General features: G+C 61.1%; 12 protein-coding genes. 5 read left to right on the top strand and 7 right to left on the bottom strand.

The features are described 5' to 3' along the window. Positions 1–123: 123 nt before the first annotated feature. Together PCPL58_RS10420 and PCPL58_RS10415 are read right to left on the bottom strand one after the other, a co-directional pair. Positions 124–1,197, bottom strand: coding sequence for an AI-2E family transporter (locus PCPL58_RS10420; RefSeq protein WP_003434374.1), 1,074 nt, complete (start codon positions 1,195–1,197; stop codon positions 124–126). Positions 1,198–1,236: 39 nt separating this feature from the next. Then, positions 1,237–2,337 carry a DUF2066 domain-containing protein gene (locus PCPL58_RS10415; RefSeq protein WP_065349359.1) on the bottom strand — a complete coding sequence of 367 codons (1,101 nt, stop codon included), beginning with the start codon at positions 2,335–2,337 and terminating at the stop codon, positions 1,237–1,239. Positions 2,338–2,678: 341 nt separating this feature from the next. Here PCPL58_RS10415 and purM point away from each other — a divergent pair, with 341 nt between their 5' ends. From purM to PCPL58_RS10395, 4 genes are all read left to right on the top strand, one after another. Further along, positions 2,679–3,737, top strand: coding sequence for a phosphoribosylformylglycinamidine cyclo-ligase (purM, locus tag PCPL58_RS10410; RefSeq protein WP_003344863.1), 1,059 nt, complete (start codon positions 2,679–2,681; stop codon positions 3,735–3,737). Beyond that, positions 3,737–4,387: a phosphoribosylglycinamide formyltransferase gene (gene purN / locus PCPL58_RS10405; protein ID WP_003344861.1), complete on the top strand. Its 651-nt coding sequence runs from the start codon at positions 3,737–3,739 to the stop codon at positions 4,385–4,387. The genes purM and purN overlap by 1 nt, the downstream gene beginning before the upstream one ends. A gap of 8 nt (positions 4,388–4,395) precedes the next feature. Then, entirely contained in the window at positions 4,396–5,109 is a 714-nt protein-coding gene (locus PCPL58_RS10400; protein WP_003369623.1) for a DUF3108 domain-containing protein, read from the top strand. Between the two features lie 662 nt (positions 5,110–5,771). Continuing rightward, a complete protein-coding gene (locus PCPL58_RS10395) occupies positions 5,772–5,951 on the top strand; it encodes a hypothetical protein (RefSeq protein ID WP_002554613.1) in 180 nt (59 codons plus the stop codon). Positions 5,952–6,029: 78 nt separating this feature from the next. Here the strand turns inward: PCPL58_RS10395 and PCPL58_RS10390 are convergent, their stop codons facing one another. The 5 genes from PCPL58_RS10390 to cysM form a co-directional block, all read right to left on the bottom strand. Beyond that, a complete protein-coding gene (locus PCPL58_RS10390) occupies positions 6,030–6,569 on the bottom strand; it encodes a DUF2058 domain-containing protein (RefSeq protein WP_065349358.1) in 540 nt (179 codons plus the stop codon). Positions 6,570–6,599: 30 nt separating this feature from the next. Next, positions 6,600–7,433, bottom strand: coding sequence for a nucleoside triphosphate pyrophosphohydrolase (gene mazG / locus PCPL58_RS10385; RefSeq protein ID WP_003349676.1), 834 nt, complete (start codon positions 7,431–7,433; stop codon positions 6,600–6,602). 27 nt (positions 7,434–7,460) lie between these two features. Further along, the gene (relA, locus tag PCPL58_RS10380; protein ID WP_003434372.1) at positions 7,461–9,704 is read right to left on the bottom strand and encodes a GTP diphosphokinase; all 2,244 of its coding nucleotides are present in this window, start codon (positions 9,702–9,704) and stop codon (positions 7,461–7,463) included. A 156-nt stretch (positions 9,705–9,860) separates the two neighbouring features. Continuing rightward, complete coding sequence (gene rlmD, locus PCPL58_RS10375; protein ID WP_065349357.1) at positions 9,861–11,216, bottom strand: 23S rRNA (uracil(1939)-C(5))-methyltransferase RlmD; 1,356 nt, start codon at positions 11,214–11,216, stop codon at positions 9,861–9,863. After that, the gene (cysM, locus tag PCPL58_RS10370) at positions 11,216–12,118 is read right to left on the bottom strand and encodes a cysteine synthase CysM (RefSeq protein WP_003434369.1); all 903 of its coding nucleotides are present in this window, start codon (positions 12,116–12,118) and stop codon (positions 11,216–11,218) included. Before cysM ends, rlmD begins: the two co-directional genes overlap by 1 nt. Before the next feature lie 250 nt (positions 12,119–12,368). Between cysM and PCPL58_RS10365 the strand changes: the two genes are divergently transcribed. Next, entirely contained in the window at positions 12,369–15,122 is a 2,754-nt protein-coding gene (locus PCPL58_RS10365; protein WP_003363246.1) for a response regulator, read from the top strand. The last annotated feature ends 23 nt before the right edge of the window (positions 15,123–15,145 follow it).

Raw genomic sequence — 15,145 nt, 5'->3', positions numbered from 1 at the left:
TTTTAACGAAGCATCACCGAGCGCAGCCACTTTTCGTACAGAGCCCAGGACAGGGCGTTTGCAGGGGGCATGCACTCAAGGCATGAGCCTCTTCACCGGGCGGCGAAGAGGCTTGCATCGATCTTACAGCTCCGGATCTTCCGCGCCTGCGTAGATTTCCGAGTCCTTGTACAGATCATGCATGTGGCGCACCAGCACCATGATCACCGCCGCCACCGGCAGGGCCAGCAGAATGCCGGTGAAGCCGAACAGCTCGCCACCCGCCAGAATCGCGAAGATGACGGCGACCGGGTGCAGGCCGATGCGATCACCGACCAGCAACGGCGTCAGCACCATCCCCTCGAGGGCCTGACCGATCATGAACACCGCCACAATCCCCATCATCGGGTACAGGTCACCGCCAAACTGGAACAGCCCGGCCACCAGCGCCGAACCGATACCGATCACGAACCCCATATAAGGCACGATGGCCGCCAGACCGGCAATCACGCCGATCAGCAGGCCCAGCTCCAGCCCGACCAGCATCAGACCGGCCGCATAGATCACGCCAAGGCCGACCATCACCAGCAACTGACCGCGTATGAACGCGCCCAGCACTTCGTGGCACTCGCCCGCCAGCTTGACGATTTGCCCTTCACGCTGACGCGGCAGCAGGCCACGGATCTTGCCGGTCATGATGTCCCAGTCACGCAGCAGGTAGAAACACACCACGGGGATCAGCACCAGATTGGTCAGCCAGCCGATCAGCGCCAGGCTGGACGCCGTAGCCTGGGACAGCACGATAGAGACGATGTCCCCGGCCTGGCCCATATGCTCGGAGATGGCTGCTTTGATCTTGTCGAACTTCCAGAACCCGTCTGCCAGCCCGAACTTGGCCTGGACCCACGGCAACGCCGAGTGTTGCAGCCAGTCAAGAATCTGCGGCGCCAGCTCGTAAAGACGGAACAACTGCTTGGCGAGCATCGGCACCAGAACCAGCAGCAACGCCATCAGCACCAGCGTGAACAACCCGAACACGACCACAACGCTCAGGGTTCTGGACAGTCCGGCGCGCTCCAGACGGTCCACCAGCGGATCACCCATGTAGGCCAGCAGTAACGCCACCAGAAAAGGAGTGAGGATCGTGTGCAACAGCACCACGAATGCAACCAGCAAGGCCAGGCCGCCGATCCAGAACCAACGCCGCGTATCAGTCATCAACATCCCTCAAGCCAGTGGAAAAGCGTTCTTGCCGGGTTACCAGCGGAAATAGAGCTGTGGCGCAGACGCCGGAACAATCATCGGTGCGGGCGCAGGTGCCGGAGCAGCAGCTCCATTGGCTGGCGCAACCGGCGCAGTCGCATCGACAGGCGCAGCAGGCGACGTTGCGGTAGCGGCTGCTTCGGCTGCGGGCACTTCCTGCAATTTGGCCAGCGACAACTGCGAGCGTAGCTGATCGGTGCTGCCACTGACCTCAAACACCACTTTATCGCCCTCGACAGAACTCAGACGCACGCCGAACGGTTCGAGTAACTGAAGCAGCTGCGCATAGCGCTCAAGTGTCATGCCTTGGACCTGGATCAGCATGCCGGTCGACGCACCGGGCTTGGCGACGAAGCGCGGAGCCAGACGCTCGCTGACCGACAGCAGCACCGCATCGGCCAAGGCCTCGGACGTGGCACCGGTTGCGGTGCCCTGTTCGCGCTGATCACCCAGCCACAAGCGCCATTTGCCCTGCCACTGACCGCCATCTTCCCGGGCGTGCACGGCCAGTATCGCGTCAGCGCCATAGCGCTCCGAGGCTTCCTTGAGCGGCGCAGGGTCAGTGCCCTCCAGGGTTTTCGCATTACCGATACCCTGCTCGCTCAAATCAGCCAGCGGCAGACGCAGCGGCAGTCCGCGGTGCTGAGCGGCCTGGCGCAAGGGTTCGGCAGCGGCCTGACCGTCGCCGACCAGATTCGAGCCTTCCACCGAGTCATTCAGCCACCAGCCGAGAATCGACGGGCGATTGCTGCCCCAGATCGGCAGCCCCGCATCGTGCAAGGCACGGTCGATGGTGGCCGGATCGAAGTCGACCAGCAGGGTTTCCGGCGGACCGGCCTCGTAGCCGTACTGGCTGATGATCTGCTGCGGGTCCTTGCGCAGTGCGGCGATGGCCGAGCCCTGCACGGCCTTGGCGTCGCCGGTCAGGCGCAGCACCAGGGTTTCGACGGCGGCCTGCGTGGCCCGCGTGCGCTCATCGGGCGACTGGCCATTGACCGGCTCGCGAACCTGATAAAGGTTGCTGACCGTTTCGGCAAGGCTGGGAAGGCTGATCAGGGACAGACAGCCGACTAGAAGAATTCTGGAAAAACGCATGGACAGTTCCCGAACGGAAAAAAGTAAAAAGAAGCGGTTTCAGCAGGTGTACCAGTCTGGGACAGACGTGAACCACCTATCATTCAGTTCGCGCATAAAGTACACCCTAAACGTCCAGGCTCGCACTGACAGGCCACCTGCTCGAGGTTAATTTGGTGCAACACCGCCCTGTTGTCGGCGCAAGGATGGCCCCTGATGAGCAAGCCTGATAAAATCGCGCGCCTTCGCAGACCGGCAATCGCCATGGCCCCAACATTACCACCGCATGACAGCGCGGTGCTGAACGGGCCCTAACGCAGCGGTCGATACCTCCGAATCCCCCCTAAAGGCCTGGATTTTCTATGAGCAAGCAACCCTCCCTGAGCTATAAAGACGCCGGTGTAGACATCGACGCCGGTGAAGCATTGGTCGAACGCATCAAGAGCGTCGCCAAGCGCACCAAGCGTCCGGAAGTCATGGGCGGCCTGGGAGGCTTCGGCGCCCTCTGCGAAATCCCGGCCGGCTACAAGCAACCGGTTCTGGTTTCCGGCACCGACGGCGTGGGCACCAAGCTGCGTCTGGCGCTGAACCTGAACAAGCACGACACCATCGGCATCGACCTGGTCGCCATGTGCGTCAATGACCTGGTGGTCTGCGGCGCAGAGCCACTGTTCTTCCTCGATTACTACGCCACCGGCAAGCTGAACGTCGACACCGCCGCTCAGGTCGTCACCGGCATCGGCGCCGGCTGCGAACTGGCCGGCTGCTCGCTGGTCGGCGGCGAAACCGCTGAAATGCCGGGCATGTACGAAGGCGAAGACTACGACCTGGCAGGCTTCTGCGTCGGCGTAGTGGAAAAGGCCGAGATCATCGACGGCTCGAAAGTCGCTGCCGGTGACGCCCTGCTCGCCCTGCCATCGTCCGGCCCGCACTCCAACGGCTACTCGCTGATCCGCAAGATCATCGAAGTGGCAGGCGCCGATATCGAAAACATCCAGCTGGACGGCAAGCCACTGACCGAACTGCTGATGGCGCCGACCCGCATCTACGTGAAGCCGCTGCTCAAGCTGATCAAGGAAACCGGCGCAGTCAAGGCCATGGCCCACATCACCGGTGGCGGCCTGCTCGACAACATTCCACGCGTACTGCCGGAAGGCGCTCAGGCCGTGGTCGACGTCGCCAGCTGGCAGCGTCCGGCCGTGTTCGACTGGCTGCAGCAGCAAGGCAACGTTGCGGAAAACGAGATGCACCGCGTGCTGAACTGCGGCGTGGGCATGGTGATCTGTGTCGCTCAGGAGCACGTCGAAGCAGCACTGAAGGTGCTGCGTGAAGCTGGCGAGCAGCCTTGGGTGATCGGCCAGATCGCCACCGCTGCCGAAGGCGCAGCACAGGTCGAGCTGAAAAACCTCAAGGCGCATTGATGCCAGCCATCTGCGAAGTCGTGGTGCTGTTGTCCGGCACCGGCGGCAACCTGCAAGCGATGATCGACAGCTTCAAGGACGGGGCCAGTCCCGTCCGCATCCGCGCGGTGATTTCCAACCGCGCAGATGCATTCGGCCTGCAACGTGCACGGGACGCAGGCATCGAAACCTGCGTACTGGATCACACCGCATACGAGGGCCGTGAAGCCTTCGATGCAGCGCTGATCGAACGGATCGACGCCTTCCAGCCACAGTTGGTCGTATTGGCCGGGTTCATGCGCATTCTCAGCGCAGGATTCGTTCGCCACTACCATGGCCGCCTGCTGAATATTCACCCTTCCCTGCTGCCGCGTTACAAAGGCTTGCACACGCACAAGCGTGCGCTGGAGGCCGGCGACACCGAGCATGGCTGCAGCGTGCATTTCGTTACCGAGGAACTCGATGGCGGCCCACTGGTCGTACAGGCTGTTATTTCGGTACAGTTGCACGACACGCCCGCAACGCTCGCGCAACGGGTCCATGTTCAAGAGCACCGTATTTACCCACTGGCCATTCGCTGGTTTGCCGAAGGCCGACTGAGCCTTGGTGAACAAGGTGCGTTACTCGATAGCCAGTTACTCCCGGCCAGCGGCCATCTGATTCGACATTAGGAGATACTATGCGTCGCGCTCTGCTCTTCGCTTTCGCTCTGCTCGCCTTGCCTGCCGTACAGGCCGCAGACCTTCAACCCTTCTCCGCCAGCTACACCGCCGACTGGAAACAGCTGCCCATGAGCGGCACGGCCGAACGCAGCCTGGAAGCCGGCGCCAATGGCACCTGGACCCTGAGCTTCAAGGCCTCGATGATGATCGCCAGCCTGACTGAAGTCAGCACCCTGAAGGTCGACAAGGACACCCTGCTGCCGCAGACCTACAACTTCGAGCGCAGTGGCCTGGGTAAATCCAAGAAGGTCGATCTGGCGTTCGACTGGAACACCAAGTTCGTCACCGGCACCGACCGTGGCGATGCGATCAAGCTGCCGCTCAACCGTGGCATCCTCGACAAGTCCACCTATCAGCTGGCGTTGCAACATGACATCGCTGAGGGCAAGAAGAGCATGAGCTATCAGGTTGTCGACGGTGATGAAGTAGACACCTACGACTTCCGCGTGCTGGGTTCGGAAAAAGTCACCACCAAGACCGGCCAGGTCGATGCGATCAAGGTCGAGCGCGTGCGTGACCCGACGCAAAGCAAGCGCACCACTGTGCTGTGGTTCGCCAAGGACTGGGATTACCTGCTGGTCCGCCTGCAACAGGTCGAAACCGACGGCAAGGAATACAACATCGTCTTGCTGGACGGCACCGTCAACGGCAAGGCCGTCAAAGGCAGCTGATTGCCCTGACAGCACGCACCACAGAGCCCCGCTTTTTAGCGGGGCTTTTTATTGGCTGAAGGCATGCGACGCAGAGCGCCGCACGATAGTCGGGCCTGCACCTGCCCTTCGTGAGCAAGCTCACTCCCACGCCCTTCGGGCAGAAGCGCAGAGCATCCGGGCACGATAGTTGAGATGATCGTTCCTCACGCTCCAGCATGGGAATGCAGTTCTCGACGCTCTGCGTCGTCAAGAGAACACGGAGCGCCGCACGATAGTCGCGCCAGCACCTGCCCTTCGTGAGCAAGCTCACTCCCACGCCCTACAGACAGAAGCGCGGAGCATCGGCACGATGTTGCGATGATCGTTCCTCACGCTCCAGCGTGGGAATGCAGTTCTCGACGCTCTGCGTCGTCAAGAGGACGCGGAGCGTCTGGAACGGCGTTTACACGCGCATTCGGACAGGCTAGAAGCACATGAAACATCCTTCATTTTGCCACCACTGCGCTGCAAGCCTCGTCATGCAAGGGCTGCAGAGGATCGATCAGTTTGTGACCACCGGGGAACCTGAACAGGCTATTTACTTAGGCAGCTAACAAATCCTATAAAAGAGTCCTGCGACACATCGCCGCAGTATCCAGAGGCCTAACCATTCAGGCCATCAAAGTCAGGAGCTTACTACTATGACTGTCAGAGTTACTGAACGCGACGACGCCCACCTCTCTCACGAAGCCGTTGCCGACGGCATCCAGATCTGGGACGTGCACCAACAGGACCAACTGGTAGGCATGTTCCACGTTGAGTCCGATGCCCTTCGCTATAAGGAAGAGCTGGAAGCGCTGGAAAGCCAGGGCAACCACTGAACAAATCCAAGAACAGGAAAAGACAAAACCCGCTGAATGCGGGTTTTGTTTTGACACCTCAATGACAGCGCCGTGGGCTTACCACATCAGATCGTCAGGCACCTGATACGCCGCATACGGGTCGTCTGCATCCGGCGCTTCGGTCGGGATGTTGAGCAGCACGATACGACGCGGGTCACGCTCCTGGATCTTCAGCGCAGCCTCCCGCGGAATGATCTCGTAACCGCCGCCGTGGTGAACGATGGCCAGTGAACCGCTGCTGAGCTTGTTGCGCACCATGGCGTTGACCGGGATGCGTTTGACCTTCTTGTCGTCAACGAAGTTGTAGTAATCCTCGGTGATCAGCTTGGGCAGGCGCGACACTTCGATCAGTTGCTTGACCTGAGCGGCGCGGGCCTTCTGCTCGACCTTCTCCTGCTGCTGACGGTTCAGCTCCTGATCACGTTTGGCCTTCTCGGCCATGGCCTCCTGGGCCGCACGCTTTTGCGAGTCATCGGCCTGCGCCTGACCCTTGTGCACCAGACGCTGCTCTTTCTGCTTTTCTTTGCCGACCTGCTTGGCCTGCTTTTGGTTGACCAGACCTGCCTTGAGCAACTGATCGCGAAGGGAAAGGCTCATTGTCTACTCACTTATACCGTTACCGCACACTCAGCCGCAGCCGGGTGTGCTCTTTTCCTGACGTTTGGCTTCGCCCCACAACGCATCCATTTCTTCGAGCGAGCACGCTTCGATAGGACGCTGCAGGTGGCGCAAAGCCTGTTCAATGAATCGGAAGCGTCTGTCGAACTTGCTATTGGCCGAGCGTAGCGCAGTTTCCGGGTCGACCTTGAGGTGTCGGGCCAGGTTGACGACGCTGAACAGCAGGTCGCCAACTTCCTCGGCAATGCCCTCGGCGTCATTGTCGACCATGGCCTCGAGAATTTCATCGAGTTCTTCACGCACCTTGTCGACCACCGGCAATGCCGCAGGCCAGTCGAAACCCACCTGCGCCGCACGCTTCTGCAGTTTGGCTGCCCGACTCAACGCGGGCAAGGCCCGGGGCACGTCGTCGAGCAGCGACAACTGCTCGGGCACACCGGCCTTCTCGGCACGCTCCTCGGCCTTGATTTCGTCCCAACGAAGATTGACCTGCTCGTCGGTCAGGCGTGGCGTTTCTGCCGGCGCGTACAGCTCGCCAGTCGGAAACACGTGCGGATGGCGACGCAGCAACTTGCGGGTAATGCCGTCGATGACGTCGTCGAATTCAAACCGGCCTTCCTCTTTGGCCAACTGCGCATAGAAAACCACCTGAAACAGCAGGTCACCCAACTCACCCTTCAGATGGTCGAGGTCGCCCTGTTCGATGGCGTCGGCCACTTCATAGGCTTCTTCCAGCGTGTGCGGCACGATGCTGGCGTAGGTCTGCTTCAGGTCCCACGGGCAGCCGAACTGCGGATCACGCAGCCGGGCCATGAGGTTCAGCAGGTCTTGAACTGTATGCATGGGGCTCCCTGTGAGCGCAGGCAACGCTTATGGCGTCCTGTTCCTGCGCGTTTCAATGATGTTCGGCAACTGGGAAATACGCCCCAGCAACCGCCCCAGCGCGTCCAGGCCTGGAATCTCGATGGTCAGGGACATAAGCGCAGTGTTGTCTTCCTTGTTCGAACGGGTGTTGACCGCCAGCACGTTGATCCGCTCGTTGAGCAGCACCTGGGTGACATCCCGCAGCAAGCCGGAACGGTCGTAGGCGCGAATGATGATGTCCACCGGATAGGTGAGCACCGGCACCGGTCCCCAGCTGACCTGAATGATCCGTTCAGGCTCGCGACCGCCCAGTTGCAGCACCGAAGCGCAATCCTGACGGTGGATGCTGACGCCACGACCTTGGGTGATATAACCGACGATGGCATCGCCCGGCAGCGGCTGGCAGCAGCCGGCCATCTGCGTCATCAGGTTGCCAACGCCCTGAATCTGAATATCCCCCCGCTTGCCGGGCTTGTAGCCGGTGGCCTTGCGCGGGATCAGTTCCAGCTGTTCATTGACGCGATCAGGCTCGACCTGCTGCTGGGCCAGATTGACCAGTTGCGCCAGACGCAGGTCGCCTGCGCCCAAAGCCGCGAACATGTCGTCGGCGGTCTTGTGATTGGCCTTTTCCGCCAGCTTGTCGAAATCGACCTGCGGCAACGCCAGGCGCGCCAGTTCGCGTTCGATCAGGGTTCTGCCGGCGGCGACGTTCTGATCGCGGGCCTGCAACTTGAACCAGTGAACGATCTTGGCCCGCGCGCGCGAGGTGGTGATGTACCCCAGGTTCGAGTTCAGCCAGTCGCGGCTCGGCGTACCGTGCTTGCTGGTGATGATCTCGACCTGCTCGCCGGTCTGCAGGCTGTAGTTGAGCGGGACGATGCGGCCATTGATCTTCGCACCCCGGCAGTTATGGCCGATTTCGGTGTGCACCCGATAGGCGAAGTCCAGTGGTGTCGCGCCCTTGGGCAGGTCGATGGCGTGGCCGTCAGGGGTGAAGACGTAGACGCGGTCAGGCTCGATATCGACTCGCAGTTGGTCTGCCAGACCGCCGATGTCGCCCAGCTCTTCATGCCATTCGAGCACCTGACGCAGCCAGGAAATCTTCTCTTCGTAATGATTGGAACCGGATTTGACGTCGGTGCCTTTATAGCGCCAGTGCGCACAAACGCCCAACTCGGCCTCTTCATGCATGGCGTGGGTGCGGATCTGCACTTCCAGCACCTTGCCTTCCGGCCCGATCACGGCGGTGTGCAGCGAGCGATAGCCGTTTTCCTTGGGGTTGGCGATGTAATCGTCGAACTCTTTGGGAATATGCCGCCACAACGTGTGCACGATACCCAGCGCGGTGTAGCAATCGCGCATTTCCGGGACCAGCACACGCAGCGCACGCACGTCATAGATCTGGCTGAACGCCAGGCCCTTGCGCTGCATTTTGCGCCAGATGGAATAGATATGCTTGGCACGGCCACTGATGTCAGCGGTCACGCCAGTAGCCTGCAGCTCGTTGTCGAGCTGGGACATGACGTCGCTGATGAAGCGCTCGCGGTCCAGCCTGCGCTCATGCAACAGCTTGGCGATCTGCTTGTACTGATCGGGCTCCAGGTAGCGGAAGGACAGGTCTTCCAGCTCCCACTTGATGTGCCCGATACCCAGGCGGTGGGCCAGCGGTGCATAGATGTCGAAGACTTCGCGAGCCACACGATTGCGTTTTTCGTCGTCGGCGTTCTTCACCGCACGAATCGCGCAGGTACGTTCGGCCAGTTTGATCAGCGCAACACGAACGTCGTCGACCATCGCCACCAGCATCTTGCGCAGGTTTTCGACCTGCGCCTGACTGCCGAGTACCAGAGACTGACGAGGGCTGAGGCTGGCGCTGATCGCGGCCATGCGCAGCACGCCGTCGATGAGTTTGGCGACCGTTGCGCCAAAGCGCTGCTCGACGTCCGGCAGCGCAACGAGACCTTCACGCACACCACGGTAAATGACCGCAGCGACCAGTGAGTCCTGATCCAGCTTGAGGTCAGCCAGAATCTCCGCGATCTCCAGACCGGTCTGGAAACTGGAGGTGCCCTCTGCCCAATGATTCTTGTGGGCCTTGTCGGTCTGCTCGGCTTCCCGGGCAAACTCACAGGCCTTTTTCATGACTTCCCGGTCCAGGACCAGGTCGACGCTGACAATATGATCGAGCCACGCGTCGAGATTGATACTGCCGTCTGTGTTTATCGGCTGGTTCGCTCTCACCTGTACCATGCTGCTTACCTTCCCTAAGGCGCGATGAAAAGCGCCATCAGTCGCCAGCCTTCTGAGCGAATGCCACTTGCCGGGCAAGCAAGGACCGGCATTCGCGGGCCAGTCGGATTAAATGAGATTCCCTGTCAGCAACGAACTCGTTCCAGTGAACGCCGCTCACTTACTCATTTCAAATAAAGCCATCGCCTCGACATGCGCCGTCTGAGGAAACATATCGAGGATTCCGGCACGTTTTAATCGGTAGCCCTGACTGATCAGTTCGACCGTGTCACGAGCCAAAGTTGCCGGATTACATGAAACATAAAGCAGTCGCCGGGCCCCCGTCTTTCTGATCTGGCGGACCACTTCAAAGGCCCCGTCACGCGGTGGGTCCAAGAGTACCGCAGAAAACCCTTCGGCCGCCCAGTCGGCATGTGTCAGCGGCTGGGAAAGATCCGCCTGAAAAAACTGCACATTGTGCAGATCATTACTCATTGCGTTGACGGCTGCACGCTCGACCATGGTCGCAACGCCTTCGACCGCCACCACTTCCCTGGCCAGACCCGCCAGCGGCAAGGCGAAATTGCCCAGACCACAGAACAGGTCCATGACACGTTCGTCTTTTGCAGGCGCCAGCCATTGCAGGGCCTGCTCGATCATCGCGGTGTTGACCGCCGCATTGACCTGAATGAAATCTCCCGGTCGCCAGGCCAGTTGCAGGTTCCACGGCTCCAGCCGGTAGCCCAGCGTATCGCCGGGGCTGGCCGGTTGGGGCTCGCCCTCACCGTGCAGCCACAGCTGCGCGCCGTGCTTGGAGCAAAACGCCTGCAACAGCGCTAGGTCGACCTCGGTAAGCGGCGCGGTGTGGCGCAACAACACGGCAGTCGCAACCCCACTGAACAACTCGACGTGACCCAGCGCCTGCGGTTTGCTGAAGTTTTTCAGCATGCCAGGCAACTCATTCATGATGGGTTGCAAGGCCTGTACCAGCACCGGACAGTGTTCGATGCTGACGATGTCCTGACTGGCGGCTGCGCGGAACCCCACGTCCAGCCTTTTGGCCTTGGCATCCCAGCGAACCGCGACCCGCGCGCGTCGGCGATAGGCCAGCTCGGCACCGCTCAAAGGTGCCGCCCATTCATCCGGCACAGCATTCGCCACGCGCAACAATTGCTCGGCGAGCATGCGCTGTTTCAGGGCAAGCTGTTCTTCGTGGGGCACATGCTGAACACTGCAGCCGCCACAGCGACCGAAATACTCACAGGCCGGAGCGCGACGCATGGTGCTGGCGGTGAAGACCCGCTCGGTGCGTGCCTCGACGACCTTGCCGCGCGCATTGAGCACGCGCGCCTCGACTTCTTCGCCGGCCAGACTGCCCGCGACAAACCAGGTTTTACCCTCGAGAAAAGCGATACCGCGACCGTCGTCGGACAGCCGCTCGATGGTCAACCGCTGCTTTTTACCAGCAGGAATCTGTACGGTTTTAACGCCGCCCGCAGGCTGAAAGCGCAAACCTCTTTCGTGCTTGGCCATCAGTTGGGCGAATCATAGACGCCGGTCGACAGGTAACGGTCGCCTCGGTCACAGATGATCGCCACAATCACGGCGTTTTCGACTTCCTGGGAAATACGCAACGCCCCGGCGACCGAGCCACCGGACGACACGCCACAGAAGATGCCTTCTTCGCGCGCCAGTCGGCGCATGGTGTCTTCGGCTTCGGTCTGACCCATGTCGATGATGCGGTCGACACGGTCCGACTGATAGATTTTCGGCAGGTATTCATGCGGCCAGCGGCGAATACCGGGGATCGAAGCGCCCTCCATCGGTTGCAGACCGACGATCTGCACGTCCGGATTCTGCTCCTTGAGGTAGCGCGAGGTGCCCATGATGGTGCCGGTGGTGCCCATCGAGCTGACGAAATGGGTCACGGTACCGCCCGTCTGCCGCCAGATTTCCGGACCGGTGGACGTGTAATGCGCCTCGGGATTGTCGCCATTGGCGAACTGATCGAGCACTTTGCCGCGGCCTTCGGCCTGCATGCGCTCGGCCAGATCACGGGCGCCTTCCATGCCTTGGTCCTTGCTGACCGAAATCAGCTCGGCGCCGTAGGCAGTCATGGCGGCCTTGCGTTCGGCACTGGAGTTGTCCGGCATGATCAGAATCATCCGGTAGCCCTTGATCGCCGCGGCCATGGCCAGCGCGATTCCGGTATTGCCGGAGGTGGCTTCGATCAGCGTGTCGCCTGGATGGATCTGGCCGCGCAACTCGGCGCGGGTGATCATCGACAAGGCCGGGCGATCTTTTACCGAGCCAGCGGGGTTGTTACCTTCGAGTTTCAACAGGAGGGTATTGCTGGTGTTGCCCGCCATGCGTTGCAGACGCACCAGCGGGGTGTTGCCGACGCAATCGGCAATGGTTTGATACTGCAGGGTCATGGCGTCTTCGCAATCCAGACTGCGGGGGGTGCCTATCATAACGGCAAACGGCCAAAGCCCATATCACGCAAAGTGCGCTACTTATTCCCAAAAAGAATAAACGCTGATTTTTCCACTGCCGCCCTGCTCAGCACAGAGAGTTAGGTGCCCATGCCGACGGTAAATGGCTAAACTCATCCCCTTGTGCCGATACAGCAAGGCAGCCGATGCCTGATATCGACGGACTGATACGTGTTGCCGGAGGAAGAGCGTGCTGACCAAGCTGGGTATAAAAGGCCGTGTGCTGCTACTGACTATTCTGCCTGCCAGCCTGATGGCGGCGATGCTCGGTGGTTATTTCACCTGGATGCAGTTGAGCGAACTGCAAAGTCAGTTGCTGCAACGCGGCGAAATGATTGCCCAGGACCTTGCGCCGCTTGCCGCCAATGCACTGGGGCGCAAGGACAAAGTGCTGCTCAGTCGCATTGCCACCCAGACGCTGGAGCAGACCGACGTGCGCGCCGTGTCGTTTCTCGACACCGATCGCACGGAGTTGGCCCACGCCGGGCCGACCATGATCAGCCCGTCGCCGATTGGCAGCGGCTCGCAATTGCTCAGCTCGACCGGCACCGACGCCACGCGCTACCTGCTGCCGGTCTTCGGCAGTCAACGGCATCTGACCAGTCCGATCATTCCTGCCGAAGCCGACACCCTGCTGGGCTGGGTCGAGCTTGAAATCTCCCATAACGGCACGCTGCTGCGCGGTTACCGAAGCCTGTTTGCCAGCCTGCTGCTGATCCTCACCGGGCTGGCGTTTACCGCGACCCTCGCGGTACGCATGAGCCGCACCATCAACGGGCCGATGAGCCAGATCAAGCAGGCCGTGTCGCAACTCAAGGACGGCAATCTGGAAACCCGCCTGCCACCGCTGGGCAGCCGGGAGCTGGATGAGCTGGCGTCGGGTATCAACCGCATGGCGGCAACGCTGCAGAACGCACAGGAAGAACTGCAACTGAGCATCGATCAGGCAACCGAGGATGTCCGGCAGAATCTGGAGACCATCGAAATCCAGAACATCGAACTCGACCTGGCACGCAAGGAAGCGCTTGAAGCAAGCCGGATCAAGTCCGAATTCCTGGCCAACATGAGCCATGAAATCCGCACGCCGCTCAATGGCATTCTGGGCTTCACCCATTTATTGCAGAAAAGCGAGCTGACCCCGCGCCAGTTTGACTACCTGGGCACCATCGAGAAGTCCGCCGACAACCTGCTGAGCATCATCAACGAGATTCTCGACTTCTCGAAAATCGAGGCCGGCAAGCTGGTGCTCGATAACATCCCGTTCAACCTGCGCGACCTGTTGCAGGACACCTTGACCATCCTCGCCCCGGCGGCGCACGCCAAACAGCTGGAGCTGGTCAGTCTGGTGTACCGCGATACGCCACTGGCGCTGTCCGGCGACCCGCTGCGTCTGCGGCAGATTCTGACCAACCTGGTCAGCAACGCGATCAAGTTCACCCGCGAAGGCACGATCGTCGCGCGCGCCATGCTCGAGGATGAAACCGAAGAGCACGCGCAACTGCGCATCAGCGTGCAGGACACCGGGATCGGCCTGTCCAGTCAGGATGTGCGGGCACTGTTCCAGGCCTTCAGCCAGGCCGACAACTCGCTCTCGCGCCAACCGGGCGGTACCGGACTGGGTCTGGTGATCTCCAAACGCCTGATCGAACAGATGGGCGGCGAAATCGGTGTCGACAGCACACCGGGCGAAGGTTCGGAATTCTGGATCAGCCTGAAACTGCCCAAGGCCCGCGAAGACAAGGAAGAATCACTCAATATTCCGCTCGGAGGCCTGCGCGCCGCAGTGCTTGAACATCATGACCTGGCGCGCCAGGCGCTGGAGCATCAGCTGGAAGACTGCGGCCTGCAGACCATCGTGTTCAATAATCTGGAAAACCTGCTCAACGGCGTGACCGCAGCGCACGAGACGCCAGCGGCCATCGATCTGGCGGTACTTGGCGTGACGGCGCTGGAAATCTCTCCGGAACGGCTGCGCCAGCACATCTGGGACCTGGAGAACCTCAACTGCAAGGTCATGGTGCTGTGCCCGACCACCGAGCACGCGCTGTTCCAGCTGGCAGTCCACGATGTCTACACACAACTGCAGGCCAAGCCCGCCTGCACCCGCAAACTGCAAAAAGCCCTGTCCGAGCTGATCGCGCCGCGAGCGGTGCGTGCCGACATCGGTCCGCCATTGTCGAGCCGCGCGCCGCGAGTGCTGTGCGTGGATGACAACCCGGCCAACCTGCTGCTGGTACAGACCCTGCTCGAAGACATGGGCGCTGAAGTGGTCGCTGTCGAGGGTGGTTACGCAGCGGTCAACGCCGTACAGCAAGAAGCGTTCGACCTGGTGTTGATGGACGTGCAAATGCCCGGCATGGACGGTCGTCAGGCCACCGAGGCGATCCGCACCTGGGAGGCCGAACGCAACCAGAGCTCACTGCCAATCGTGGCCCTTACCGCCCATGCGATGGCCAACGAAAAACGCTCACTGCTGCAAAGCGGTATGGACGACTACCTGACCAAGCCGATCAGCGAACGGCAACTGGCGCAGGTGGTGCTCAAGTGGACAGGGCTGGCGCTGCGCAACCCTGCGCCGGAACGCCAGAATGAAGCGCCTGAGGTCCACGTAGGGCCGCTGGTGCTGGATCATGAGGAGGGGTTGCGCCTGGCCGCGGGCAAGGCGGATCTCGCCGCCGACATGCTGGCCATGCTGCTGGCTTCACTGGACGCCGACCGCGAAGCCATTCGTGTGGCGCGCGCCAGTCAGGATGTACACGCCTTGATCGAGCGCATCCACCGTCTGCACGGCGCAACACGTTATTGCGGCGTTCCGCAGTTGCGCAGTGCCTGCCAGCGCGCCGAAACCCTGCTCAAGCAAAATGCGCCGCACACCGAAGCGGCTCTGGACGATCTGGACAAGGCCATCATTCGCCTGGAAGCCGAGGCGCGGGTCATGGCGTGAGCGCGCGACGGGACGCCTGTCGT

The sequence above is a fragment of the Pseudomonas cerasi genome, assembly GCF_900074915.1.
Classification (GTDB): domain Bacteria; phylum Pseudomonadota; class Gammaproteobacteria; order Pseudomonadales; family Pseudomonadaceae; genus Aquipseudomonas; species Aquipseudomonas cerasi.
This window is presented reverse-complemented; position numbering and strand designations above follow the sequence as displayed.

What these genes read in the sequence shown, in the direction of transcription:
- PCPL58_RS10420 (WP_003434374.1), bottom strand. Translation starts at nt 1,197, where the DNA reads ATGACTGATACGCGGCGTTGGTTCTGGATCGGCGGCCTGGCCTTGCTG.
- PCPL58_RS10415 (WP_065349359.1), bottom strand. Translation starts at nt 2,337, where the DNA reads ATGCGTTTTTCCAGAATTCTTCTAGTCGGCTGTCTGTCCCTGATCAGC.
- purM (WP_003344863.1), top strand. Translation starts at nt 2,679, where the DNA reads ATGAGCAAGCAACCCTCCCTGAGCTATAAAGACGCCGGTGTAGACATC.
- purN (WP_003344861.1), top strand. Translation starts at nt 3,737, where the DNA reads ATGCCAGCCATCTGCGAAGTCGTGGTGCTGTTGTCCGGCACCGGCGGC.
- PCPL58_RS10400 (WP_003369623.1), top strand. Translation starts at nt 4,396, where the DNA reads ATGCGTCGCGCTCTGCTCTTCGCTTTCGCTCTGCTCGCCTTGCCTGCC.
- PCPL58_RS10395 (WP_002554613.1), top strand. Translation starts at nt 5,772, where the DNA reads ATGACTGTCAGAGTTACTGAACGCGACGACGCCCACCTCTCTCACGAA.
- PCPL58_RS10390 (WP_065349358.1), bottom strand. Translation starts at nt 6,569, where the DNA reads ATGAGCCTTTCCCTTCGCGATCAGTTGCTCAAGGCAGGTCTGGTCAAC.
- mazG (WP_003349676.1), bottom strand. Translation starts at nt 7,433, where the DNA reads ATGCATACAGTTCAAGACCTGCTGAACCTCATGGCCCGGCTGCGTGAT.
- relA (WP_003434372.1), bottom strand. Translation starts at nt 9,704, where the DNA reads ATGGTACAGGTGAGAGCGAACCAGCCGATAAACACAGACGGCAGTATC.
- rlmD (WP_065349357.1), bottom strand. Translation starts at nt 11,216, where the DNA reads ATGGCCAAGCACGAAAGAGGTTTGCGCTTTCAGCCTGCGGGCGGCGTT.
- cysM (WP_003434369.1), bottom strand. Translation starts at nt 12,118, where the DNA reads ATGACCCTGCAGTATCAAACCATTGCCGATTGCGTCGGCAACACCCCG.